The sequence below is a fragment of the Pseudomonas sp. LLC-1 genome, assembly GCF_002992185.1.
GTDB lineage: Bacteria > Pseudomonadota > Gammaproteobacteria > Pseudomonadales > Pseudomonadaceae > Aquipseudomonas > Aquipseudomonas monteilii.
The window spans coordinates 16,478-38,144 of sequence record NZ_LUVY01000004.1 but is presented as its reverse complement, the minus strand read 5'-3'; the positions used below and the strand labels follow the sequence as shown (position 1 = coordinate 38,144).

The window sequence follows — 21,667 nt, the reverse complement described above, 5'->3', positions numbered from 1 at the left end:
ATGGCTGAATTGCTGAGCAAGGAACAATACGCGGCCATCGCCGCCGAACTGCAACTGCGGACCAAGGCCTTCATCGACGGTGAGTTCCGCGATGCCATCTCGGGCAAGACCTTCGTCACCACCAACCCGGCCACCGGCCAGCAACTGGCCGAAGTGGCGGCCTGCGACGTCAACGACGTCAACGTGGCCGTTGCAGCTGCCAAGCGCGTGTTCGAAGAGGGCACCTGGTCGAAGATGCAGCCGAACGACCGCAAGCATGTGCTGCAGAAGTTCGCCCAGTTGCTGGAAGACAACGCCCATGAACTGGCCGTGCTGGAAGCGCTGGACAGCGGCAAGCCGGTCAGCGAGTGCCAGAACGTCGACGTGCCGGAAACCATCCACACCATCCGCTGGCACGCCGAGCTGATCGACAAGATCTACGACGCCACTGCGCCGACCGGCAACGCTGCCGTGACCATGGTGGTGCGTGAGGCCATCGGCGTGGTTGGCCTGGTGCTGCCGTGGAACTTCCCGCTGCTGATGCTGGCCTGGAAGATCGCCCCGTCGCTGGCTGCCGGTTGCTCGATCGTGGTCAAACCCGCCAAGGAAACCACCCTCAGCGCCCTGCGCGTGGCCGAGCTGGCCCATGAGGCTGGCATCCCGGCCGGTGTGTTCAACCTGGTGCCTGGTGGTGGCCGTGAAGTGGGCGAGGCCATCGGCCGCCACATGGACATCCCGATGGTGAGCTTCACCGGCTCCACCGACACCGGCCGCCTGTTCCTGAAGTACGCCGCCGAATCCAACCTCAAGCGCATCGTGCTGGAGCTGGGTGGCAAGAACCCGGCCGTGGTCATGAACGACTGCGAAGACCTGGACGAAGTGGCCCAGTTCGTTACCGCCGGTGCGTTCTGGAACATGGGCGAAAACTGCTCGGCTTCTTCGCGTCTGATCGTCCACAAGGACGTGAAGGACGAGTTGCTGGGCCTGATCGCCAAGCACCTGAAGGACTGGAAACTGGGCGACCCGCTGGACCCGGACAACCGCCTGGGCGCCATGGTCAGCAAGTCGCACTTCGAGAAGGTCAAGTCGTACCTGGAATACGCTGCCGAGCAGAAGCTCAGTATCGTCCAGGGTGGCGAGACCGAAGAAGGCGTGTTCGTGCAGCCGACCATCGTCGACAACGTGGGCCGCGACAACAAATTGTTCGTCGAAGAAATCTTTGGCCCGGTGCTGAGCGTGACCAGCTTCGAGACTATCGACGAGGCCATCGAACTGGCCAACGACACCGTTTACGGCCTGGCCGCTTCGGTCTACACCGGCAGCCTGCGCAATGCGCTGCGCCTGTCGCGGGAAATCCGTGCGGGTGTGGTGACGGTCAACTGCTTCGGCGAAGGTGATGTCACCACGCCGTTCGGCGGCTACAAGGAGTCTGGCTTTGGTGGGCGCGACAAGTCCATCTGGGCCCATGACCAATACACGGAGCTGAAGACCATCTGGATCAACGCTTCGTGATCTGAGCAAGACCGGTGCTGTTCTGACGGAGTTCGGCACCTGGCCGCCCTGCTTTTGCAGTGGCGGCCTTTTTATTACTTGAACTTCGGCCCTGAGCGGGTATTCAGCCCCTTGGCCATGCGGTCGTACAGCACCACATTCACCGTCGCCGCCAGGTTCATGCAACCTTCGGTCGGTATGTAGATGGTCTCTTCACACCAGCCCCGCACATCCTCGCTCAACGAGCCGTCCTCTGGCCCGAAGATGTAGATGGCACGGTCCGGGTGGGTGTATTCCGGCAATGGCCGCGCCCCTTCCACCAGCTCCACCGCCACCGGCGTGCAGCCCAGCGGGATGATGCGTTGCAGGTCGTCGATGCCGATCAGCGGAATGTCGTAATGCACGCGCTTGGTGTCGGTGACAAAGTCACGCGCGCGTTCGTAGCGTTTGCCGGTGTAGAACACCGAATTGACGCCGTAGCAGCCCGCAGCGCGCATCACCGAGCCGACGTTTTCTGGCGACTTGGGGTTGAACAGGCCGATGCAGCTGTATCGTTTGTTTGCCACGTACCGGGGCCCTTCACGAAAAAAGCGCGATTATACGGGCTGCCCGGCAGCAGCGGGGGGCGAATCGATGGTCAGTCTTTCTTCAGCATGCCCGCCAGCCCGGCGAACGGGTTGTGGGTGGCCTTGGCGATGCTCGGGGTGCTGGTGGAGCCTTCGCTGAAGTACTGCTGGTCGGTGTAGCGCGAGTGCTCGTTGTCGTGGCAGTACAGGCACAGCAGCTCCCAGTTGGAGCCGTCCTGCGGGTTGTTGTCGTGGTTGTGGTCGCGGTGGTGCACGGTCAGCTCGCTCAGGCGCTTGCCAGCGAACTCGCGGGCGCAGCGGCCGCACACGTGCGGGTACATTCTCAGGGCCTTGTCGCGGTAGCCCATTTCCTTGTCGCGCTTGGCATCGGCCAGGATGCGGTCGAGGCGCGCGGTGGCGGCGGCGGAAGAGGTGGAGCTCATGGTGTTTCCTTTGTTCTGATCAGGCAAATGACGGTTATGTCATTGAGTCTAGCGCGCTTGCGGGGCGGGCGGACAGGCGAAAGCTTTGATTTAGGCGTAGCCTGTAGGAAGGTTCCCGACAGGAGGTTGCAGATGTTTCACGCGATCCTCACCGCGCTGTTGTTGGCTGGCTTGCCGCTGGCCGAAGCGGCAAGCACGCCACCCCGGTTGACGACGCCTGTGCCTGGTGCGCCGGGCACGCCGACGCCCACGCCATATCCGCAGGTTACCCCGAGTACGCCGCCCAAGGCTTATGACAGCCAGCCGGGGGCGCCCTTGCTACCGCCCATGCCGGTGCCCGGGCCGCCGAAGGACCAGCCATTACCCGGGCTGCGGCCAGAGCCGCAGAAGCCGGTAGTCGAGGATGATTGACTGAGCGATGTGCGTGGCTGTGGAACTTTTGGGGCTGCGTTGCAGCCCATCGCGACGCAAGGCCGCTCCCACAAGGTCCTGCGAACGCCGATCAATGTGGGAGCGGCCTTGTGTCGCGAAAGGGGCGCAAAGCGCCCCCGGCTATCTCAAACAATACCCAGCTCGCCAAACACGAACGCATATTCCAGCGCCACATCCTTGAGCCCCTGGTACCGGCCGCTCATGCCCCCATGCCCAGCCCCCATCTCGGTCTTGAGCAGCAGCAGGTTGCTGTCGGTCTTGCGGGTACGCAACCGCGCCACCCACTTGGCCGCTTCCCAGTACTGCACGCGGCTGTCGTTGTAACCCGCCACCACCAGCATCGCCGGGTAGGCCTGGGCTTTCACGTTCTCATACGGCGCATACGCCTTGATCCGCTCATACACCTCGGGCTCTTCAGGGTTGCCCCATTCGTCGTACTCGGTCACGGTCAGCGGCAGTTCGGGGTCGAGCATGGTGTTGAGCACGTCGACGAACGGCACTTCGGCAATTGCACAGCGGAACAGCTCGGGGCGCAGGTTGAGCACCGCGCCCATCAGCAGGCCACCGGCACTGCCGCCACTGATGGCCAGCCGGTCAGAGGCGGTCACGCCCTCGGCAATCAGGTGCTCCGCACAGGCGATGAAGTCGCTGAAGGTGTTGTGTTTGTGCTCCTGCTTGCCGGCGCGGTACCAGGCCTCACCCAGTTCACCGCCGCCACGCACATGGGCGATGGCAAACGCCACGCCGCGCTCCAGCAGGCTCAGACGTGCATGGGAGAACCACGGGTCGAGGCTTTCGCCATAGGCACCGTAACCGTACAGGTAGAGCGGCACGGTCTTGCCCAGGTCCTGGCGGCGACGCACCAGGCTGATCGGCACCCGGGTGCCGTCTGCCGCGCTGGCCCACAGGCGCTCACTCACATAGTCATCGGCATCGAACGCACCCAGTACAGGGGTTTGTTTGAGCACGGCCTGTGCGCCTGTGGCCAGCTCCAGCTGGCGCACCTGGGCCGGGCGGTTGAGTGCCTCGTAGCGCAGGCGTACGCGGGTGCTGGCGAACTCCAGGCTGTCCTGCACGTACAGGCTGTAGGCCGCGTCTGGCAGTTCGACGCGATAGGCCGGCAGAGCTTGCGGGCGGACTTCGATGATCGGCAGGCCGCCTTCGCGCAGGCTCAGGGTGAGGGCGCCGGCATTCAGGCTGAGGCCTTCGAGCATGATCGTGTCGCGGTGCGCCACCAGCACCTGCCATTGCTCACGGCCTGGTACGGGCGTGGCCGGTGCGTGGTACAGGGCAAAGTTGATGCCGTCCTGGTTGGTGCGGATAAACCAGCGCCATTCGCCATCGAGCTGACCGTGGTCGGGGAAGTACTCGTGGCCTTCGACACGCGGGGCCAGGCAGGTAAACGGCGCCTGTGGGGTTTCGGCGTCCAGTACCCAGGCTTCGCTGGTGGTTTTGCTGTTCAGCAGCAGCACCAGCTGGCGCTCGGAGCTGGTGCGGTAGCAGTGCAGGAAAAAGCGCCCGTCGGGCTCTTCGAACACGGTCTGAGCACCGTCGCTGCCCAGGGTGTGGCGGCGCAGGCGCCATGGCCGGTGGGTGTCATCCAGTTCGGCGAAGAACAGCGTCTGGCTGTCGTTGGCCCAGGTCAGGCTGCCGTCGCAGTCGTCGAAGGGCAGGGCAGTGACGTTGCCGTTGGCCAGGTCTTTGATGTACAGGGTGTAGATTTCGTCGCCGCTGGTGTCGAGGCTGTAGGCCAGCAGGCGGTGGTCGGGGCTGACGTTGAAGGCGCCCAGCGACAGGAAACCACCCTTTGCCAGGGCGTTGGGGTCGAGCAGCAGTTGCTCCTGGCTTTCATCGACGGTATTGGCGTCGTCGGCCGGACGAGGGCAGCGGTAATGGCGTGGGTATTCGTCACCAGCGGTGGTGCGGGTGTAGTAGAGGTAAGGGCCCCACGGAGACGGCAGCGACAGGTCGGTTTCCTGGATGCGGCCCTTGATCTCTTCGAACAGTTGCTCGCGCAAGGGGGCCTGGTCAGCCAGGCAGGCTTCCTGGTAGGCGTTTTCGGCTTGCAGGTAGGCAAGCACCTCGGGGGTGTCGCGCTGTTGCAGCCAGGCGTACGGGTCGGTGGTGTTGTCGGCGTGGGCGATGGGCGGCTGGGGCTTGTTGGGCATTGGCGATCTCTTGGCTAGGGACAGGCAAACACTGTCTGCGCCCGGAAAAGTGTTTATCATAGGCGTCTCTTTGCCTGGCTTGCACGAACACCATGACCGAGAACGACTACACCTTCGCCTGGGGCCTGTACGCTGTGGCCGCTTTGGGCTGCCTGCTGGTGGGCTTCAAGCTCACCGGCTGGATGTGGCGCTGGCTGCGCGAACCGCTGCGGGTGGTGCTGGCGGTGCTGCTGCTGACCCCGACCGTGGTCGATCCGGTCAAGGACAGCTTCGCCCCGGCCATCGCCATCACGGCCCTGGATGTCGCGTTCAAGGTCGGCAACAACGCCTGGCGTGCGGTGTCCGACTTCGCCATGTACGGCATGATTGCCTTTGGCCTGTATTTCCTCTTCGTGCTGCTGCGCTGGCCGCTGGAAAAGCGCGCCCGTGAGCGCCGTGCGCAAGCCGAGGCGGCTGCCCAGCGCCAGGCGGCCGAAGATGACCAGCTCTCCGCCCAGGCGCCCTTGGCTGCCGAACGCGGCGACCGTTACCGCGACGACCCACGCCCTGCCGCACCGCGCGGCAATGGCCGGGTCGAGCCCCGTCTGTAAGCGCAGGAGACACGCCTATGTGCGAACTGCTGGGCATGAGTGCCAACGTCCCCACCGATATCGTTTTCAGCTTCACCGGCCTGATGCAGCGCGGCGGGCGTACTGGCCCGCACCGTGACGGCTGGGGCATCGGCTTTTACGAAGGCCGTGGTCTGCGCCTGTTCCAGGACCCGGCAGCCAGCAGCGAATCGGAGGTGGCCAACCTGGTGCAGCGATACCCGATCAAGAGCGAAGTGGTGATCGGCCATATCCGCCAGGCCAACGTTGGCCGGGTGTGCTTGTCCAACACCCACCCGTTCGTGCGGGAAATGTGGGGCCGCAACTGGTGCTTCGCGCACAACGGCCAGCTGGGTGATTTCAAAGGCCTGGCCAGTTTTTATCGACCAGTGGGCGATACCGACAGCGAAGCGGCCTTCTGCGACCTGCTCAACCGCATCCGCAGTGCGTTCCCCGAGCCGGTGCCGGTGGAACAGCTGCTGCCGGTGCTGGTCGAAGCCTGTGCCGGCTACCGTGGCCAGGGCGTGTTCAACTGCATGCTCAGTGACGGCGACTGGCTGTTCTGCTTCTGCTCGACCAAGCTGGTACACATTACCCGGCGTGCGCCTTTCGGTGCCGCGCGGTTGAAGGATGTCGACCTGATCGTCGATTTCCATACCGAAACCACCCCCAACGACGTGGTCACGGTGATCGCCACCGAGGCCCTGACCGAAAATGAGACCTGGCAGCGCTACGAGCCGGGTCAGTGGGCCGTGTGGCGGCACGGCGAGTGCGTGGCGCACGGCCAGAGCTAAGGACGCTGCATGTTCAGAAGTTACCTGCGGTTGCTGCTGTTCACTTTCGGCCTGCTGGCCGGTATTCAGGTTCCGGGGCTGGTCAAGGACTACAGCCAGCGGGTCGAGGCGCACCTGTTCGAATCACGCGAGGCGCTGGATGGCTTCCGGCAAACGGCCGAGCGCTTTTTCAAGGGCGACTTGCAGGCGCTGCTGCAGCATTACCGCAGCAGTGACGACCCGGTGTTCAACAGTGATGCCAACAGCATCGAAAGCCTGATGATCCGCAACGAACTGCTGGAAAACGAATGGCAAGCGTTGCAAGGGCCGTGGGCGCAGCGTACCTGGCATGTGCTGGTGCAGGCTGACCCGCAGTTGCGGGAAGAAACGCTGAATGGCTACAGCTACCAGATTCTGCTGATGCCCGAGGCGGTCGGCTGGGGTGTAGGGGCCGGGTTTGTGCTGGCCTTTGTGGTTGAAAGCCTGTTGCTGGGGATTGGCTGGGTGATCCTGGGCGGGCGGCGCAGGGCCGTGAAAGAGAGCTGGCGTTGATTTCTGTTTTGCCTGTGCCGGCCTCTTCGCGGGCTCGCCCGCGAAGAGGCCAGTACAGGCAAAGGTAATCTTTTAGACCAACACAATCCGCTGCCCCCCCACATCCCGCGCATACCCCTCCAGCACCTGCCGGCAAACCCCGACCACTTCATCCACCAGCGCCACCCCGGTCTGCCAGGCCACCACCAGCTCCAGGCTGGGCGGGGGTTGTAGCCCTTCCAGCAACACCAACTCACCCCGGCCCAACTCGGCATCCACCAACGCTGGCGGCAACGCGCCAATACCAAACCCATCGCGTAACAGCCGGGTAATCGCCGCCACCGAGTTCACGCAGTTCAGCCGCGGTGCCTCAGCCCCCGCAGCTTGCAGCAAGCTCAGCACCTCCTGGTGTGGCCGCGAATTTTTCGAAAAGGTGATGATGCGCTCGCGCCCAAGCTCGGCCAGCGAGGCATAGTCCCGGTGCTGGTGCGAGCCTGCGGCTACCACCCAGCCCATCGGGTAACGCGCCAGGTCCAGGCTGCGGATCGACTGCTCGCGCAGCAGGTCGGTCTGCAGGATCACGTCCAGAAAACCCTTCTGCAGCTGCTCGCGCAGGTTCAGCGCGGTGTCGGCCACCAGTTCGATTTCCACCTGTGGGTAGCGCTCGGTCAGCTCCGCCACCAGTGCGCTCATCCAGGTGTGGATCACCGTGTCCATCACCCCGATACGAATGCGCCCAACCTTGGCCCGGTCGCTGTCCAGCGACTGTTTCATGGCCTTGGCGGTTTCCAGCATGCGTTCGGCATATTCCAGCACCTTGCCGCCTTCCGGCGTCAGGCTGACCCCGCGTGAGTCGCGCAGCAACAGCTTTACGCCAAGGTCTGCCTCCAGCGCGGCAATGCGGCTGGACACCGAGGCTTGAGTGGTGAACAGCTTTTCTGCGGTCAGGCGGAAGCTTTTGAGCCGGGCGACCCAGACGAAGGTTTCGAGGAAGCGAAGGTTCATGATCAGTTTTTCTTGTTCCAGACCGGCGGTTTTTCTCGTTGGACGCAGGCGGCGTGGCCTCTGAACAATGGTGCCCAGGCCGCGACGCTTTATGTCGCCCATAAAACAATACCAACAAGCCGAGGCATCCATGAACCCCACCGGCGTGCAGCAGCAGGTCAGTTCCCCACCTTCGTCCGGGCCTTTCGCCTGGTACCGCGATATCGACAAACAGCAACGGCGCACGTTCTGGAGCTGCAAGATCGGCTACGGCCTGGACGGCATGGATACGCAGATGCTCAGCTTCGTCATCCCTACGCTGATCATGCTGTGGGGTATCACCACCACCGAAGCCGGGTTGATCCACACCAGCACGCTGATCGCCTCGGCGGTAGGCGGCTGGGTCGCCGGCATCCTCTCCGACCGCATCGGCCGCGTACGCACCCTGCAATTGACGGTGCTGTGGTTCGCCTTCTTCACCTTCCTGTGCGGCTTCGCCCAGAACTACGAACAGTTGCTGATCGCCCGGACGCTGATGGGCTTTGGCTTCGGCGGTGAATGGACTGCTGGCGCGGTATTGATCGGCGAGGTCATCCGCGCCCAGGACCGTGGCAAGGCGGTGGGCATGGTGCAATCCGGCTGGGCCATCGGCTGGGGCCTTACGGCGATTCTCTACGCGCTGCTGTTCTCCTGGCTGCCGCCAGAGCAGGCCTGGCGTGCGCTGTTCCTGCTGGGGCTGGTGCCGGCTGTCTTCGTGATCTTCGTCCGCCGCCTGGTCAAGGACCCTGAGGTGTACCGCGAGGCCAAGGCGGTGGAAAACGCCGAGGCACCTTCGCACTTCTACGAGATCTTCGCCCCGGGCATGCTCTGGACCACTGTACGTGCGTCCCTGCTGACCACCGGTGCACTGGGCGGCTACTACGCCATCACCTCGTGGCTGCCAACCTTCCTCAAGAACGAGCGCGGCCTGAGCGTGCTGGGCACGGGTGGCTACCTGGCCATGGTGATCGTCGGCTCCTACGTGGGCTATGTGGTCAGCGCTTACCTGTCCGACCTGCTGGGGCGCAAGAAGAACTTCATCCTGTTCGCCGTGGGCTCGTTCGTCATCGTGCTGCTGTACACGCAGATGCCAGTCAGCGATGGCGTGATGCTGTGGCTGGGCTTCCCGCTGGGCTTCTTCGCGTCGGGCATCTTCAGCGGCATGGGGGCGTTTCTTACCGAACTGTTCCCTACGCGCATTCGCGGTTCGGGGCAGGGCTTTTGCTACAACATCGGCAAGGTCATTGCGGCACTGTTCCCGTTGCTGATCGGCATGCTTGGCCAAAATGTGCCGCTGGGCCTGGGTATCGGTGTGTTTTCTGCGGTGTCCTACGGGATTGTGATCGTGGCGGCCTTGAGCCTGCCGGAAACCCGCGGCAAACAGCTCAAGGCGCGGTAAGGTAGGGCTATGGACAACAACAAGGGAGACCGCGTGGTGGAACGCCTGCTACTCAATTGCGACATGGGCGAGAGCTTCGGCAGCTGGCGCATGGGCCTGGACGCCGAGGTGATGCCCTACATCGATTGCGCCAACATCGCCTGTGGCTACCACGCGGGTGACCCCGGCATCATGCGCCGCACCGTGGCCCTGGCGCTGGAGCATGGTGTGACCATCGGCGCGCACCCCGCTTACCCGGACCTGGTCGGCTTCGGCCGCCGCTCCATGGCGTGCAGCCCGGAAGAAATCCGCGACCTGCTGCACTACCAGATCGGTGCGCTGGAGGGTATCTGCAAAGTGCTGGGGGGCCGCGTGGCCTATGTGAAGCCTCATGGCGCGTTGTACAACGACATGATGGCCGACCCGCTCAAGCTGCGCACCGTGCTGGAGGCCGTGGCAGCCTACGACAGCAACCTGCCGCTGATGCTCATGGCCACTGCCGACAACCGTGCTGCCCAGGCTCTGGGCGATGAAGTCGGCGTGCCGCTGTGGTTCGAAGCATTCGCCGACCGCGCCTACACCGCCAGCGGCCACCTGGTGTCGCGGCGCCTGCCCGGTGCGGTGCATCACGACCCGGCACTGGTCGTTGAACAGGCCCTGCGCCTGGCGCGGGGCGACACCCTGGTGGCAGACGATGGCAGTGCCTTGCGCCTGCAGGCCAGCACCCTCTGCGTGCATGGCGACAACGACAGTTCGGTGGCAGCGGTGCGGCAGATACGCCAGGCCCTGGATGCCCTGGAGGCACGATGAAGCCGCGCATCGAAGTGGTGGCCATCGACAGCCTGATGGTGCGCCTGTTCGACCGTATCGACGAGGCGAACATGCCGTGGATGCTCGCCGCCAGCCAGCGCCTGAGCGCCGCGTTCGGTAAGCACTTGCTGGACCTGGTGCCGTCCTACACAACGCTGATGGTGCAGTTCGACTTGCCGCCGGGTGAGGCGAGGGCGCTGATCTCCCAGGCGCTGGACGGTTTGCAGCCAGACACCGGCAGCGGCGGTCGGCGTCATGAGATTCCAGTCTGGTATGACACCAGCGTCGGCCCTGAACTGCCTGTGCTGGCGGCCCGCAGCGGCTTGAGTGAAGACGATGTCATCCGCTTGCACAGTGAGCGCGACTATCCGGTATTTGCATTGGGCTTCGCCCCCGGTTTCGGCTTTATGGGCCTGGTGGACGAGCGCCTGGCCAGTCCGCGCCTGAGCACTCCGCGCAAGCGCGTGGCGGCGGGTAGCGTGGGCATTGCCGAGCGGCAGACGGCAGCGTATCCGGCGGTATCGCCGGGCGGCTGGAACCTGATTGGCCGTACCCCGGTGCGCCTGTTCGACCGGGATCGTGAGGGCTACAGCCTGTTGCAACCCGGTGACCGAGTGCGCTTCGTGCCGGTTTCGCGCAGCGAATTCCTGGCCTTGGGTGGTGATGTGGAGGCGCAGGCATGAAGCAGTTGAAGATCGAGGCCAGTACGCCGTTGTGCCAGTTGCAGGACGCCGGGCGCTTTGGCGTGCGCCACTTGGGCGTAACCCAGGGCGGCGCGCTGGACTGGGTGGCGATGCACTGGGCCAACTGGCTGCTGGGCAACCCACTAGGTGCGCCGGTGGTCGAGGTAGCGCTGGGCGGGTTCTGCGTGGTGGCCGAACAGGCGTGTGTGCTGGCGTTGGCCGGTGCCGACCTGGATGCGCGGGTTGATGATCAGCCGGTTGCGCCTTGGCGCAGCTTTGCCCTGGGCAAGGGGCAGCGTTTGACCCTGAAGCAACCGAAGCAAGGCGTGCGAGCTTACCTGGCCGCGCCGGGCGGGTTCCAGGCTGAAGACGTACTCGGCAGTTGCGCTACGGTCGTGCGGGAAGAGCTGGGAGGTATCGACGGTCAAGGCGCTGCACTCGCCAAAGGCCAGGCACTGGTATTTAGCGGTAGCGATGCAACCCTGCGCGAGGTGCCACATGCGTTGCGCCCGGAGTACGTGCAAAAACCTGTGCTCGACCTGGTCATGGGCGCGCAGATCGGTGATTTCAGTGGTACCAGCCTTTTCGAGGCGTTCAACAGTGACTGGACGCTGGACAGCCGCGCAGACCGCATGGGCATTCGCCTGCTGGGGCCGCAACTGGTCTATCAGGGCGCGCCGATGATTTCCGAAGGTATACCGCTGGGGGCGGTGCAGGTGCCGCCGGATGGGCAGCCGATCGTGTTGCTCAATGACCGGCAGACCATTGGTGGTTATCCGAGGCTGGGGGCGTTGACGCCGCTGGCGTTGGCGCAACTGGCGCAGTGCATGCCGGGGGCAGTGGTGCGGTTCAGGGCGGTGGTGCAGGACGAGGCGTGGCGGGAGCAGCAGATATATCTGGACCGTTGGCGTTGAGGCTACCGGCCTCTTCGCGGGTAAACCCGCTCCCACAGGTACAACACAGCCCTTGAGGAATGTGGAGTACCTGTGGGAGCGGGTTTACCCGCGAAAGGGCCGGCACAGGCTGCATCACTTGGACAGGTACCGCATCCCTTCCTCCAACCCCTGCAAGGTCAGCGGATACATCTTGTCTTCGATCAAATCCCGCACCAGATGGGTCGAGGCCGTGTAGTCCCAGGCCTGCTTCGGATACGGGTTGATCCAGATGATCTTCCTGAATTTTTCCATGAAGCGCTGCATCCACACATACCCGGCCTCTTCGTTCCAGTGCTCCACGCTACCCCCCGGCTGGGTGATTTCGTAGGGCGCCATGGCCGCGTCACCCACGAACACCACCTTGTAGTCGTCGCCATACTTGTGCAGCAGGTCGAAGGTGGAATACCGCTCCGAGGTGCGGCGCAGGTTGTTCTTCCACACCGACTCGTACACGAAATTGTGGAAGTAGTAGTACTCCAGGTGCTTGAACTCGGTCTTGCACGCCGAAAACAGCTCTTCGCAGACCTTGATGTGCGCGTCCATCGAGCCGCCGATGTCGAACAGCAACAGCAGCTTCACCGTGTTGCGCCGCTCAGGGCGCATCTGGATGTTCAGCAACCCGGCATCACGCGCGGTGTGGTCGATGGTGCCGTCGATGTCCAGCTCTTCGGCAGCACCCTCACGGGCGAACTTGCGCAGCCGGCGCAGGGCCAGCTTGATGTTGCGCGTGCCCAGTTCCACCTGGTCGTCCAGGTTCTTGTACTCGCGCTGGTCCCACACTTTTACTGCCTTGCCCTGGCGCTTGCCGGCTTCGCCCACGCGGATACCCTCGGGGTTGAAGCCGCCTGAGCCGAACGGGCTGGTACCGCCAGTGCCGATCCACTTGTTGCCACCGGCGTGGCGCTCCTTCTGCTCTTCAAGGCGTTTCTTGAATGCTTCGATCAGCTTGTCCAGGCCGCCAAGGGACTGGATCTGTGCACGTTCTTCGTCCGTGAGCGAGCGCTCGAATTCCTTGCGCAGCCAGTCTTCGGGGATCAGTGCCTCGATGTGCCGGTCGAGGTTTTCCAGGCCCTTGAAGTAGGCGGCAAACGCCCGGTCGAACTTGTCGAAATGGCGTTCGTCCTTCACCAGAATGGCGCGGGCGAGGTAGTAGAATTCGTCCATGTCGGCGAACACCACGCGCTTTTGCAGTGCCTGGTGCAGGTCCAGCAACTCGCGTACCGACACCGGCACCTTGGCCGCGCGCATTTCATTGAACAGGTTGAGCAGCATGGCCCGGCTCCTGTCAGCGGTTGCCGCGCCGGCTCATGAAGGCCAGGCGCTCCAGCAGTTGCACGTCCTGCTCGTTCTTCACCAGCGCACCGGCCAAGGGCGGGATGGCCTTGGTCGGGTCGCGCTCGCGCAGCACCGCTTCACCGATGTTGTCGGCCATCAGCAGCTTCAGCCAGTCGACCAGCTCGGAGGTGGACGGCTTTTTCTTCAGGCCCGGTACCTTGCGCACGTCGAAGAACACATCCAGCGCCTCGCTGACCAGCGACTGGCTGATGTTCGGATAGTGCACGTCGACGATCTGCTGCAGGGTAGTGCGGTCGGGGAAGGCGATGTAGTGGAAGAAGCAGCGGCGCAGGAAGGCGTCCGGCAGCTCCTTTTCATTGTTGGATGTAATGATGATGATCGGACGCTGTCTGGCCTTGATGGTCTCGTCGATTTCGTAGACGTAGAACTCCATCTTGTCCAGCTCTTGCAGCAGGTCGTTGGGGAACTCGATGTCGGCCTTGTCGATTTCGTCGATCAGCAGGATGACCCGTTCTTCGGCCTCGAAGGCTTCCCACAGCTTGCCCTTTTTCAGGTAGTTGCGCACATCGTGCACCTTGTCCACGCCCAGCTGCGAGTCACGCAGGCGGCTCACCGCGTCGTACTCGTACAACCCCTGATGGGCCTTGGTGGTGGACTTGATGTGCCAGGTGATCAGGCGCGCGCCGAACGAGGCAGCCAGCTGCTCGGCGAGCATGGTCTTGCCGGTGCCGGGCTCGCCCTTGACCAGCAGCGGGCGTTCGAGGGTGATGGCCGCGTTCACCGCCAGTTTCAGGTCGTCTGTGGCGACGTAGTCACGGGTGCCTTCGAACTTCATGGGTTTGTCCTCTGCCGTATGCCTGTCAGGGCCTCTTCGCGGGCACGCCCGCTCCCACAGGTACTGCACAAACTTCTGGATTTGTGGGTACCTGTGGGAGCGGGCGTGCCCGCGAAGGCCCCAACATCTGTTTTCGATTTGTCACCGACTATAACGCGGGGTTCGGCAACTGAAAACGCAGACCGGGTATTCAGTCTCTGAATGCCCCGTCACATCTGCAGGCTTTACGGGCCTCGGGGGCAGGCTTACCCTTGAGGTCTTTCCCTGCTCTTTTTCATGCCAAGGACCCCTGCCATGAGCCGTATCTTTGCAGACAACGCCCACTCCATCGGTAACACGCCGCTGGTGCAGATCAACCGCATCGCCCCGCGCGGCGTGACCATCCTGGCCAAGATCGAAGGGCGCAACCCGGGCTACTCGGTCAAGTGCCGCATTGGTGCGAACATGGTCTGGGACGCCGAGAGCAGCGGCAAGCTCAAGCCGGGCATGACCATCGTCGAGCCCACCTCGGGCAACACCGGTATCGGCCTGGCCTTCGTCGCCGCTGCCCGTGGTTACAAACTGATGCTGACCATGCCCGCTTCCATGAGCCTGGAGCGCCGCAAGGTACTGAAGGCACTGGGCGCCGAACTGGTACTGACCGACCCGGCCAAGGGCATGAAGGGCGCCATCGAGAAGGCCAACGAAATCGTCGCGTCCGACCCGGCCCAGTACTTCCTGCCGGGCCAGTTCGAAAACCCGGCCAACCCCGCCATCCATGAAAAAACCACCGGCCCGGAAATCTGGAACGACACCGACGGCGCAGTCGACGTACTGGTGGCGGGTGTGGGCACCGGCGGCACCATCACAGGTGTATCGCGCTACATCAAGCACACCCAGGGCAAGGCCATTCTGTCGGTGGCCGTCGAGCCCGCTTCGTCGCCGCTGATCACCCAGACCCTGGCAGGCGAAGAACTCAAGCCCAGCCCGCACAAGATCCAGGGCATCGGCGCCGGTTTCGTGCCAAAAAACCTCGACCTGTCCATCGTCGACCAGGTGGAAACGGTAACCGATGAAGAGTCCAAGGCCATGGCCATCCGCCTGATGCAGGAAGAAGGCATCCTCTGCGGCATTTCCTGTGGCGCAGCCATGGCTGCCGCCGTGCGCCTGGCCGAAAAGCCGGAAATGCAAGGTAAGACCATCGTCGTAGTCCTGCCGGATTCGGGCGAGCGTTACCTGTCGAGCATGTTGTTCAGCGACATGTTCAGCGAGCAGGAAAACCAGCAGTAATCGGCCTTGCCGCTGACCCGGCGCAACAATCGGCGGCCTGGTTTATTGCAAAATCTTCATGAATGCGATCCCGCCCGGGTTGTTTTTACCTCGGCGGGATCGGTTTATGATGGCAGGATGATTTTCAGGAGAGCAGGACGCGCAGCGCTGGCTCTTCCCCAAGGAGTGAAAGCATGACCTTTTCCTTTGCAGCCAAGGCGGGTGTCTTGCTGGTGTTTTTCGGCAGCGTGCTGTTCGTGCACCTGCGCGGCAAGGCCCGCCTGCCGGTGTTGCGCCAGTTCGTCAACCATTCGGCGCTGTTCGCCCCGTACAACGCTTTGATGTACCTGTTCTCCGGCGTGCCGTCCAAGCCCTACCTGGACCGTCAGCGCTTCCCTGAACTGGACGTGTTGAAAGACAACTGGCAGGAAATCCGCGAAGAGGCCATGCGCCTGTTCGACGAGGGCTACATCCGCGCCGCCGAGAAGGACAATGACGCCGGTTTCGGCTCGTTCTTCAAGAAAGGCTGGAAGCGTTTTTACCTGAAGTGGTACGACAAACCTCTGCCTTCGGCCGAAACGCTGTGCCCGCGCACCGTCGAGCTGGTCAGCAGCATCCCCAACGTCAAGGGTGCGATGTTTGCCCTGCTGCCTGGCGGCAGCCACCTGAACCCGCACCGTGACCCGTTCGCAGGGTCCTTGCGCTACCACCTGGGCCTGTCCACGCCCAACTCCGATGCCTGCCGTATTTACGTCGACGGCCAGGCGTACGCTTGGCGTGATGGCGAGGACGTGATGTTCGACGAAACCTACGTACATTGGGTCAAGAACGAGACCGATGTTACCCGCGTCATTCTGTTCTGCGACATCGAACGCCCGCTGAGCAGCCCGCTGATGACCCGCATCAACCGCCAGGTCAGTGCCTTCCTCGGTCGCGCCACCGCGCCGCAGAATACCGATGACGAGCGCGTGGGCGGAATCAACCAGGCGTATGCCTGGAGCAAGCGCTTCAGCAACAAGATCAGTGGCCATGTGAAGCAGTTCAAGCGCGCCAACCCCAAGGCCTACCGCGTGCTGCGGCCGGTGCTGGCGGTGGTGGTGGCCTATTTGCTTTATCGTTGGTTGTTCTGACCGGCTGGGCCGGCCTCTTTGCGGTTTCAGCCGCGAATTGGCCGGCTCAGGTTGTTGCCCAATCCGGCATTCACCGCTATATTCCGAAACACATATCTTCCCTGAAGACCTGAACATGCCAGCCAGCCCTTCCATCACAAGCTTTGCCATCGCGCCAGTCGCGGGCATGGTCGTGCGTGGCAGCCAGCAGCCGGCCATGATCAGTCACTACCCACCACCTGTCAGTGGCGTTGTAGGCGGCGTAGCTCCGCCTCCTTGCGTGGTCGTGCTGGGCTGATCGGCTTCTGGCCGAACCCTTTCGCACACGCAACCTACTGAACACGGTCGGCTACTTCCCCTGCTGAAGTCTACGCCCACCGTTCGGCTTATTTGCCCGAATACAGGTGCATACATGTCTGTCTTTTCCAAAACTTCCGTGGCCTCGGCGGCCACTACCAGCCTGTTCGTCCTGCTGTGGAGCAGCGGGGCGATCGTCTCCAAGCTGGGCCTGGCGCATGCCAGCCCGTTTGCCTTCCTGCTGTTGCGCTCGGCGCTGGCCCTGGCCGGCCTGCTGCTGATCGGCCCGCTGCTGGGGCTGCGCTGGCCGCGCAGCCGTGGGGCTATCCTGCGGGCACTGGGTACCGGGTGTGTGCTGCTGGGCGCGTACCAGATCTTCTACTTGCTGGCGCTCAACACCCATGTCACCCCCGGCGTGATGGCCACGGTGATGGGGGTTCAACCTATCCTGACCGTGGTGCTGATGGAGCGTCAGCGTTCCTGGAGCCGTCTGTTCGGCCTTGGGTTGGGGTTGGGTGGCTTGATCATGGTGGTTTACCAGGGCATCAACCTGGGCGGCGTTTCGCTGGCGGGGATGCTGTTCGCCTTGCTGGCGCTGGTCAGCATGACCTTGGGCTCGATCCTGCAGAAGCGCATCACCGACAACCCCATGGGCACGCTGCCGCTGCAGTACCTGGCCGGCTTTGCCATGTGCGCGCTGTTTGCGCCGTTGCAGCCGCTGCATGTGCAGTGGACGGGCGGCTTTGTCGGCGCGCTGCTGTGGATGGGCCTGGTCGTCTCGCTGCTGGCAACCTTGCTGCTGTACCGGCTGATCGCCAAAGGCAACCTGGTCAATGTCACCAGCCTGTTCTACCTGGTGCCGGCAGTCACTGCGGTGATGGACTTCCTGATCTTCGGTAACCGCCTGGCACCACTTAGCCTGCTGGGCATGGGGCTGATCGTGGTGGGCCTGCTGTTCGTGTTTCGCAAACCCGTTGCGCGGTTGGCCGAGGCGTAAGCCTTAGCGGAACTCTTCGGGGATGGTGTGGCGCAGCACGCCTTCCTCGAAGTCCAGCAGGCCGGCTTCACGCTGGGTGAGCAGGTAGTAGAGCAGGGTATCGAGCGACCGCTGCGATGGCACCTCGACAGCCAGCATCTTCACGGCCTGCTCGGTTTCGCAGTTGCAGCCGAAGTCCTGCAAGGCTGCGCGTACCTGGTCCAGGGTTTCCGGCGGTTTGACCACCACCCGAAACACCGAGCTGCCGCTGCGCTGGCGCAGTTCGGCGAACCAGGTCTCGCCGGCTTCTTCATGGGTGCCGATGACGTCGCCCGGTGCGATGCCGTAAACGTGGAAGGGAATATTGTCGACGGCATAGCCACCTTCCACGGCTTTTGCCCACAGGCCCTCGACCGAGGCCGGTGGGTAGCCGGTTTCGTCCTGTTCCAGGCGGAACAGGACCTTTTTGTACGCGCTGTTCATCGTGTACCCCGCTTCAGTTGCGCGCCGGGCGCAGCACCAGCCACAGTGCCACGCCAATCAGCAAGCCACCGTACAGGTGTGCCATCGACAGCGGCTCGTCCAGCAACCACGCCCCCCACAATACGCCGAATGCCGGGATCAGGAAGGTTACGGTGCTGGCTTTTACCGGGCCGATTTCTTCCAGCAGGCGGAAGTACAGGATGTAGGCGAATGCGGTGCACAGCAGGCCCAGGCCCAGCAGCGACAGCCAAACCTGCCAACCGCCCCAGCTGGCGGGCGGTTGGGTGAGTGCGCTCCAGCCGAACAGCGGGCTCAACATGAGGGTGGCACCGAGCATGCTGCCCAGTGCTGACAGGCGGCTGTCCAGGCCACTGACCCAGCGGCGGGCGAGGAACCCGGCAAAGCCGTAGCAGGTGGTGGCCGCCAGGCAGGCGAGGGCGCCTTGCACCAAGGCCATGTCCAGTGCCACCGGGCCGGCGCCGCTGAGGATGCCGACCCCGAACAGGCCCAGGAAAATGCCGCAAAGCTTGGGCGGGGTCATGGGTTCGCGGAAGAACAGCACGCCGATCAGTACGCCCATCAGTGGCGTGGTAGCGTTGAAAATGGCCGAATAGCCGGCCGGCAACACCTGGGCCGCTACGGAATAGAAGGTGGCGGGGATGCCAGAGTTGATCATGCCCAGCACCAGGCAGGCGCCGAGCTTGCCCTGGAAGTCCCAGCGTACGCGGGCGGCGGCGACGATGGCGACCAGGCCCAGGCAAGCGATGGACACGCGGAAGAACGCGGTCGGCACCGTGCCCAGCTCCGGGGCGATGATGCGCATGAACAGGAAACTCGCCCCCCAGACGGCGGCAAGGGTTAGCAGGCGGGCTAGGGCGATGGGGCTCACAACGGTCTCCGGAGGCAGGGCAGGGGCGCGAGTTTACGCGAGGGGGCGGGGAGATTCTTGTGCTTTCTTGCGGTGTAATCCTGTGCGGCTAAGCTGTCTATCTCACCCCGCACCGAGGTGTCCCGCATGACCCAGCACTGGCCTGCCGGCGAGATCGCCCGGATGATCCTCGATGGCTTTGACGACTATCGCGAGCATTTTCGCCGCATCACCCTCGGTGCCCGTGAGCGTTTCGAACAGGCGCGCTGGCAAGCGTGCCAGCGCGCCGCCGCCGCACGGATCAACCTGTATGAACAGAAGGTCGGCGAGGTCAACGGCTGGTTGCGGGATGCGTTCGATGACGAGGTGCTGCTGGAGGTCGGTCAGTGGCCCTTGGTGAAAAGTGCCTACATAGGCCTGATCGACCCGCGCCTGGACGATGAACTGTCGGAAACCTGGTACAACTCGCTGTTCTGCAGCCTGTTCAGCCATGACCAGATCAGCGACGGCTGCATGTTCATCCACACCACCCGACCGTCGATCCGCAGCCACCAGCGTGCTGCGCAAACCCGTACCTATCGCCCCGATGGCAGCCTCAAGGGCCTGTTGCGGGCGATCTTCGCCGACTACGCATTCGTCTATGGCGACCTTGAAAGCGACCTGTCACGCCTTGAGGAACAGCTGCGCGAGTGCCTGCCGGACTGGGTCTGCAAGGACCCGACGCTGGCGGTGGAGCTGTTTTCACCGGTGTTGTACCGCAACAAGGGGGCCTACCTGGTCGGCCGGCTTTACAACAGCGACGAGCAGTGGCCACTGGTGATTCCGCTGTTGCACCGTGAGGGGCATGGCGTAGAGGCCGATGCGCTGATTACCGACGAGGCCGAGGTGTCGATCATCTTTTCCTTCACCCGCTCGTACTTCATGGTCGATGTGCCGGTGCCGGCCGAGTTCGTCAACTTCCTCAAGCGCATCTTGCCCGGCAAGCACATTGCCGAGCTGTACACTTCAATCGGTTTCTACAAACACGGCAAGTCGGAGTTCTACCGGGCGCTGATCAACCACCTGGCGAGCAGCGACGACCGCTTCGTCATGGCACCCGGCGTGCGTGGCATGGTCATGAGCGTGTTTACCCTGCCGGGCTTCAATACGGTGTTCAAGATCATCAAGGACCGTTTTTCGCCCTCGAAAACCGTTGACCGCGCTACGGTGATCGACAAGTACAGACTGGTGAAAAGTGTCGACCGTGTCGGGCGTTTGGCCGATACCCAGGAATTTGCAGACTTTCGCTTCCCGCGTGACAAATTCGAGCCAGAGTGCCTGGCCGAGCTGCTGGAGGTGGCGCCATCGACCGTGGCGCTGGAGGGTGACACGGTGCTGATCCGCCACTGCTGGACCGAGCGGCGCATGACGCCGCTGAACCTGTACCTGGAGCATGCCAGCGAAGGCCAGGTGCATGAGGCGCTGGAAGACTATGGCCTGGCCATCAAGCAGTTGGCGGCGGCGAACATCTTCCCGGGTGACATGTTGTTGAAGAACTTTGGGGTGACGCGTCATGGCCGGGTGGTGTTCTACGACTATGACGAAATCAGCTTTTTGACCGAAGTGAATTTCCGCCATATCCCGCCGCCGCGTTACCCGGAAGACGAAATGTCGGGCGAACCGTGGTACTCGATCGGCCCGCATGATGTGTTTCCCGAAGAGTTTCCGCCGTTTCTGTTTGCCGATATCGGCCAGCGGCGGTTGTTCAGCCGCTTGCATGGGGAGTTGTATGACGCGGATTACTGGAAGGGGCTGCAGGCGGCGATTCGAGAGGGGAAGGTGATTGATGTGTTTCCGTACCGGCGCAAGGGACGGTGATTGGCACTCACCCCTTCAAACACTTCAACTCACTGAAATCCGTCCGCACCTTGCCCAACCGATCCTGCAAAAACCGCCGCTGCTGCGGCGTGCTTTGCTGCACCAGGTCCACCAGTAAACTGCGCGCCTGCCGCTCGGTATTCTGAAACGCCGCACGATACGCCGGCGTCCACAAACTCTCCTTGCGCTGCAGCAACGTCGCCAGCCGCGGCTCGAAACTCGCGTCATTGCGCTGGTTCATCGCCAGCAGCAATTGCTGCTGCCAGTGGGCGCGGTTGGCGATCCATTCGCGGTTCTGGTCACCCAGCGCCTGCGACCAGGCCTGCACCCGCTGCTTTTGCACTGGCGTCAGTTCCCCCAGCCATGGCGTCAGGCGTTTTTCCATGCGCTCGGTACGGCGGGCGATCTGTTTGGCCAGCGGTGTATCCACATACTGCTTCTGCCGTTCGCTGATGTCGTTGCGGAAGGCATCGCGCATTTCCGCCACTTGGGTGTCGCTCATGCCACGCAGCAGTTCAGTGGCCGACGGGGTGATTGCTTCTGCCACCCGGCCAATCGCCTCGCGGGCCTCATGGGTACGTTGCTGCAGGGCCTGGTCGGTCACCTGGTCGTCAGCGACCATGCCGCGTACCCGGTCCAGCCAGTCGAGGTAACCGGGCAGTTGGGTCTTGCAATGCCAGGCCAGGTGCTCGCGCAAGCGGTCGTCGAGCATGGCCTTCTGCTCGCGGTTCATGTCCAGGTAATCGCCCAGCGACCACGGCACCAGGCGATCGAGGTTGCGGTAGGCCAGGTCGATACGGCTGCAGGCGGCCAGGGCCAGGGCGAAGCCGATTGCGACAAGCAGGGCTTTGGGCAGGCGGACAGGCATGTGCTGTTCCTTGCAGTGACGGCCAATCGGT

General features: G+C 63.3%; 22 protein-coding genes. 13 read left to right on the top strand and 9 right to left on the bottom strand.

The window, feature by feature from the left end; translation table 11 throughout:
• Positions 1-1,491, top strand: a complete 1,491-nt coding sequence (locus A0O30_RS02245) for an aldehyde dehydrogenase (RefSeq protein WP_105945435.1) — start codon at positions 1-3, stop codon at positions 1,489-1,491.
• Between the two features lie 74 nt (positions 1,492-1,565).
• Here the strand turns inward: A0O30_RS02245 and A0O30_RS02240 are convergent, their stop codons facing one another.
• Both A0O30_RS02240 and A0O30_RS02235 read right to left on the bottom strand, forming a co-directional pair.
• Complete coding sequence (locus A0O30_RS02240; protein WP_016711941.1) at positions 1,566-2,036, bottom strand: RNA methyltransferase; 471 nt, start codon at positions 2,034-2,036, stop codon at positions 1,566-1,568.
• Between the two features lie 71 nt (positions 2,037-2,107).
• On the bottom strand, positions 2,108-2,479 hold the full coding sequence (locus A0O30_RS02235) for a YajD family HNH nuclease (protein WP_003254676.1): 372 nt from the start codon (positions 2,477-2,479) through the stop codon (positions 2,108-2,110).
• A 132-nt stretch (positions 2,480-2,611) separates the two neighbouring features.
• On the opposite strand from A0O30_RS02235, the gene A0O30_RS02230 reads away from it, so the two are divergent.
• Entirely contained in the window at positions 2,612-2,890 is a 279-nt protein-coding gene (locus tag A0O30_RS02230; RefSeq protein ID WP_105945434.1) for a hypothetical protein, read from the top strand.
• 146 nt (positions 2,891-3,036) lie between these two features.
• Here the strand turns inward: A0O30_RS02230 and A0O30_RS02225 are convergent, their stop codons facing one another.
• The gene (locus A0O30_RS02225) at positions 3,037-5,079 is read right to left on the bottom strand and encodes a S9 family peptidase (RefSeq protein ID WP_105945433.1); all 2,043 of its coding nucleotides are present in this window, start codon (positions 5,077-5,079) and stop codon (positions 3,037-3,039) included.
• A gap of 92 nt (positions 5,080-5,171) precedes the next feature.
• On the opposite strand from A0O30_RS02225, the gene A0O30_RS02220 reads away from it, so the two are divergent.
• From A0O30_RS02220 to A0O30_RS02210, 3 genes are read left to right on the top strand one after another with little or no spacing between them, the layout of a single operon-like run.
• Positions 5,172-5,669: an MFS transporter gene (locus A0O30_RS02220; protein WP_105945432.1), complete on the top strand. Its 498-nt coding sequence runs from the start codon at positions 5,172-5,174 to the stop codon at positions 5,667-5,669.
• A gap of 17 nt (positions 5,670-5,686) precedes the next feature.
• The gene (locus tag A0O30_RS02215) at positions 5,687-6,460 is read left to right on the top strand and encodes a class II glutamine amidotransferase (RefSeq protein WP_060498670.1); all 774 of its coding nucleotides are present in this window, start codon (positions 5,687-5,689) and stop codon (positions 6,458-6,460) included.
• 9 nt (positions 6,461-6,469) lie between these two features.
• Positions 6,470-6,991 carry a DUF2937 family protein gene (locus A0O30_RS02210; RefSeq protein WP_105945431.1) on the top strand — a complete coding sequence of 174 codons (522 nt, stop codon included), beginning with the start codon at positions 6,470-6,472 and terminating at the stop codon, positions 6,989-6,991.
• A gap of 72 nt (positions 6,992-7,063) precedes the next feature.
• Here A0O30_RS02210 and A0O30_RS02205 read toward each other — a convergent pair whose 3' ends face one another.
• Positions 7,064-7,975, bottom strand: a complete 912-nt coding sequence (locus A0O30_RS02205) for a LysR family transcriptional regulator (RefSeq protein WP_105945430.1) — start codon at positions 7,973-7,975, stop codon at positions 7,064-7,066.
• A gap of 130 nt (positions 7,976-8,105) precedes the next feature.
• On the opposite strand from A0O30_RS02205, the gene A0O30_RS02200 reads away from it, so the two are divergent.
• The 4 genes from A0O30_RS02200 to A0O30_RS02185 are packed head-to-tail and all read left to right on the top strand — an operon-like array spanning position 8,106 to position 11,778.
• A complete protein-coding gene (locus tag A0O30_RS02200; protein ID WP_105945429.1) occupies positions 8,106-9,392 on the top strand; it encodes an MFS transporter in 1,287 nt (428 codons plus the stop codon).
• Between the two features lie 9 nt (positions 9,393-9,401).
• Complete coding sequence (locus A0O30_RS02195; RefSeq protein WP_105945428.1) at positions 9,402-10,181, top strand: 5-oxoprolinase subunit PxpA; 780 nt, start codon at positions 9,402-9,404, stop codon at positions 10,179-10,181.
• On the top strand, positions 10,178-10,864 hold the full coding sequence (gene pxpB / locus A0O30_RS02190; protein ID WP_105945427.1) for a 5-oxoprolinase subunit PxpB: 687 nt from the start codon (positions 10,178-10,180) through the stop codon (positions 10,862-10,864). Before A0O30_RS02195 ends, pxpB begins: the two co-directional genes overlap by 4 nt.
• Positions 10,861-11,778 (top strand): biotin-dependent carboxyltransferase family protein, encoded by a 918-nt coding sequence (locus tag A0O30_RS02185; protein ID WP_105945426.1) that lies wholly within the window; start codon positions 10,861-10,863, stop codon positions 11,776-11,778. Before pxpB ends, A0O30_RS02185 begins: the two co-directional genes overlap by 4 nt.
• Positions 11,779-11,892: 114 nt before the next feature.
• Here A0O30_RS02185 and A0O30_RS02180 read toward each other — a convergent pair whose 3' ends face one another.
• A complete protein-coding gene (locus A0O30_RS02180) occupies positions 11,893-13,071 on the bottom strand; it encodes a VWA domain-containing protein (RefSeq protein WP_060498678.1) in 1,179 nt (392 codons plus the stop codon).
• Between the two features lie 13 nt (positions 13,072-13,084).
• Positions 13,085-13,930, bottom strand: a complete 846-nt coding sequence (locus A0O30_RS02175) for a MoxR family ATPase (protein WP_013973748.1) — start codon at positions 13,928-13,930, stop codon at positions 13,085-13,087.
• A 294-nt stretch (positions 13,931-14,224) separates the two neighbouring features.
• Here A0O30_RS02175 and cysK point away from each other — a divergent pair, with 294 nt between their 5' ends.
• From cysK to A0O30_RS02160, 3 genes are all read left to right on the top strand, one after another.
• Positions 14,225-15,199 (top strand): cysteine synthase A, encoded by a 975-nt coding sequence (cysK, locus tag A0O30_RS02170; RefSeq protein WP_105945425.1) that lies wholly within the window; start codon positions 14,225-14,227, stop codon positions 15,197-15,199.
• 173 nt (positions 15,200-15,372) lie between these two features.
• A complete protein-coding gene (locus tag A0O30_RS02165) occupies positions 15,373-16,308 on the top strand; it encodes an aspartyl/asparaginyl beta-hydroxylase domain-containing protein (RefSeq protein WP_105945424.1) in 936 nt (311 codons plus the stop codon).
• A 391-nt stretch (positions 16,309-16,699) separates the two neighbouring features.
• Positions 16,700-17,581: a DMT family transporter gene (locus A0O30_RS02160; RefSeq protein ID WP_105945423.1), complete on the top strand. Its 882-nt coding sequence runs from the start codon at positions 16,700-16,702 to the stop codon at positions 17,579-17,581.
• Between the two features lie 3 nt (positions 17,582-17,584).
• On the opposite strand, the gene A0O30_RS02155 is transcribed toward A0O30_RS02160, so the two are convergent.
• Positions 17,585-18,043, bottom strand: coding sequence for a DUF4265 domain-containing protein (locus tag A0O30_RS02155; protein WP_105945422.1), 459 nt, complete (start codon positions 18,041-18,043; stop codon positions 17,585-17,587).
• Positions 18,044-18,056: 13 nt separating this feature from the next.
• Positions 18,057-18,932, bottom strand: a complete 876-nt coding sequence (locus A0O30_RS02150) for a DMT family transporter (protein ID WP_105945421.1) — start codon at positions 18,930-18,932, stop codon at positions 18,057-18,059.
• Positions 18,933-19,058: 126 nt separating this feature from the next.
• Between A0O30_RS02150 and aceK the strand changes: the two genes are divergently transcribed.
• Positions 19,059-20,768, top strand: a complete 1,710-nt coding sequence (gene aceK / locus A0O30_RS02145; protein ID WP_105945420.1) for a bifunctional isocitrate dehydrogenase kinase/phosphatase — start codon at positions 19,059-19,061, stop codon at positions 20,766-20,768.
• A 7-nt stretch (positions 20,769-20,775) separates the two neighbouring features.
• On the opposite strand, the gene A0O30_RS02140 is transcribed toward aceK, so the two are convergent.
• Positions 20,776-21,636 carry a DUF6279 family lipoprotein gene (locus tag A0O30_RS02140; protein WP_105945419.1) on the bottom strand — a complete coding sequence of 287 codons (861 nt, stop codon included), beginning with the start codon at positions 21,634-21,636 and terminating at the stop codon, positions 20,776-20,778.
• Positions 21,637-21,667 lie beyond the last annotated feature (31 nt).

Excerpts from the sequence above, each read along its gene's own strand:
- A0O30_RS02220 (WP_105945432.1), top strand. The coding sequence starts at position 5,172 with ATGACCGAGAACGACTACACCTTCGCCTGGGGCCTGTACGCTGTGGCC.
- A0O30_RS02245 (WP_105945435.1), top strand. The coding sequence starts at position 1 with ATGGCTGAATTGCTGAGCAAGGAACAATACGCGGCCATCGCCGCCGAA.
- A0O30_RS02230 (WP_105945434.1), top strand. The coding sequence starts at position 2,612 with ATGTTTCACGCGATCCTCACCGCGCTGTTGTTGGCTGGCTTGCCGCTG.
- A0O30_RS02160 (WP_105945423.1), top strand. The coding sequence starts at position 16,700 with ATGTCTGTCTTTTCCAAAACTTCCGTGGCCTCGGCGGCCACTACCAGC.
- A0O30_RS02175 (WP_013973748.1), bottom strand. The coding sequence starts at position 13,930 with ATGAAGTTCGAAGGCACCCGTGACTACGTCGCCACAGACGACCTGAAA.
- A0O30_RS02235 (WP_003254676.1), bottom strand. The coding sequence starts at position 2,479 with ATGAGCTCCACCTCTTCCGCCGCCGCCACCGCGCGCCTCGACCGCATC.
- cysK (WP_105945425.1), top strand. The coding sequence starts at position 14,225 with ATGAGCCGTATCTTTGCAGACAACGCCCACTCCATCGGTAACACGCCG.
- A0O30_RS02155 (WP_105945422.1), bottom strand. The coding sequence starts at position 18,043 with ATGAACAGCGCGTACAAAAAGGTCCTGTTCCGCCTGGAACAGGACGAA.
- A0O30_RS02215 (WP_060498670.1), top strand. The coding sequence starts at position 5,687 with ATGTGCGAACTGCTGGGCATGAGTGCCAACGTCCCCACCGATATCGTT.
- A0O30_RS02210 (WP_105945431.1), top strand. The coding sequence starts at position 6,470 with ATGTTCAGAAGTTACCTGCGGTTGCTGCTGTTCACTTTCGGCCTGCTG.
- A0O30_RS02165 (WP_105945424.1), top strand. The coding sequence starts at position 15,373 with ATGACCTTTTCCTTTGCAGCCAAGGCGGGTGTCTTGCTGGTGTTTTTC.
- A0O30_RS02185 (WP_105945426.1), top strand. The coding sequence starts at position 10,861 with ATGAAGCAGTTGAAGATCGAGGCCAGTACGCCGTTGTGCCAGTTGCAG.
- pxpB (WP_105945427.1), top strand. The coding sequence starts at position 10,178 with ATGAAGCCGCGCATCGAAGTGGTGGCCATCGACAGCCTGATGGTGCGC.
- A0O30_RS02140 (WP_105945419.1), bottom strand. The coding sequence starts at position 21,636 with ATGCCTGTCCGCCTGCCCAAAGCCCTGCTTGTCGCAATCGGCTTCGCC.
- A0O30_RS02180 (WP_060498678.1), bottom strand. The coding sequence starts at position 13,071 with ATGCTGCTCAACCTGTTCAATGAAATGCGCGCGGCCAAGGTGCCGGTG.
- A0O30_RS02195 (WP_105945428.1), top strand. The coding sequence starts at position 9,402 with ATGGACAACAACAAGGGAGACCGCGTGGTGGAACGCCTGCTACTCAAT.
- A0O30_RS02205 (WP_105945430.1), bottom strand. The coding sequence starts at position 7,975 with ATGAACCTTCGCTTCCTCGAAACCTTCGTCTGGGTCGCCCGGCTCAAA.
- A0O30_RS02225 (WP_105945433.1), bottom strand. The coding sequence starts at position 5,079 with ATGCCCAACAAGCCCCAGCCGCCCATCGCCCACGCCGACAACACCACC.
- aceK (WP_105945420.1), top strand. The coding sequence starts at position 19,059 with ATGACCCAGCACTGGCCTGCCGGCGAGATCGCCCGGATGATCCTCGAT.
- A0O30_RS02200 (WP_105945429.1), top strand. The coding sequence starts at position 8,106 with ATGAACCCCACCGGCGTGCAGCAGCAGGTCAGTTCCCCACCTTCGTCC.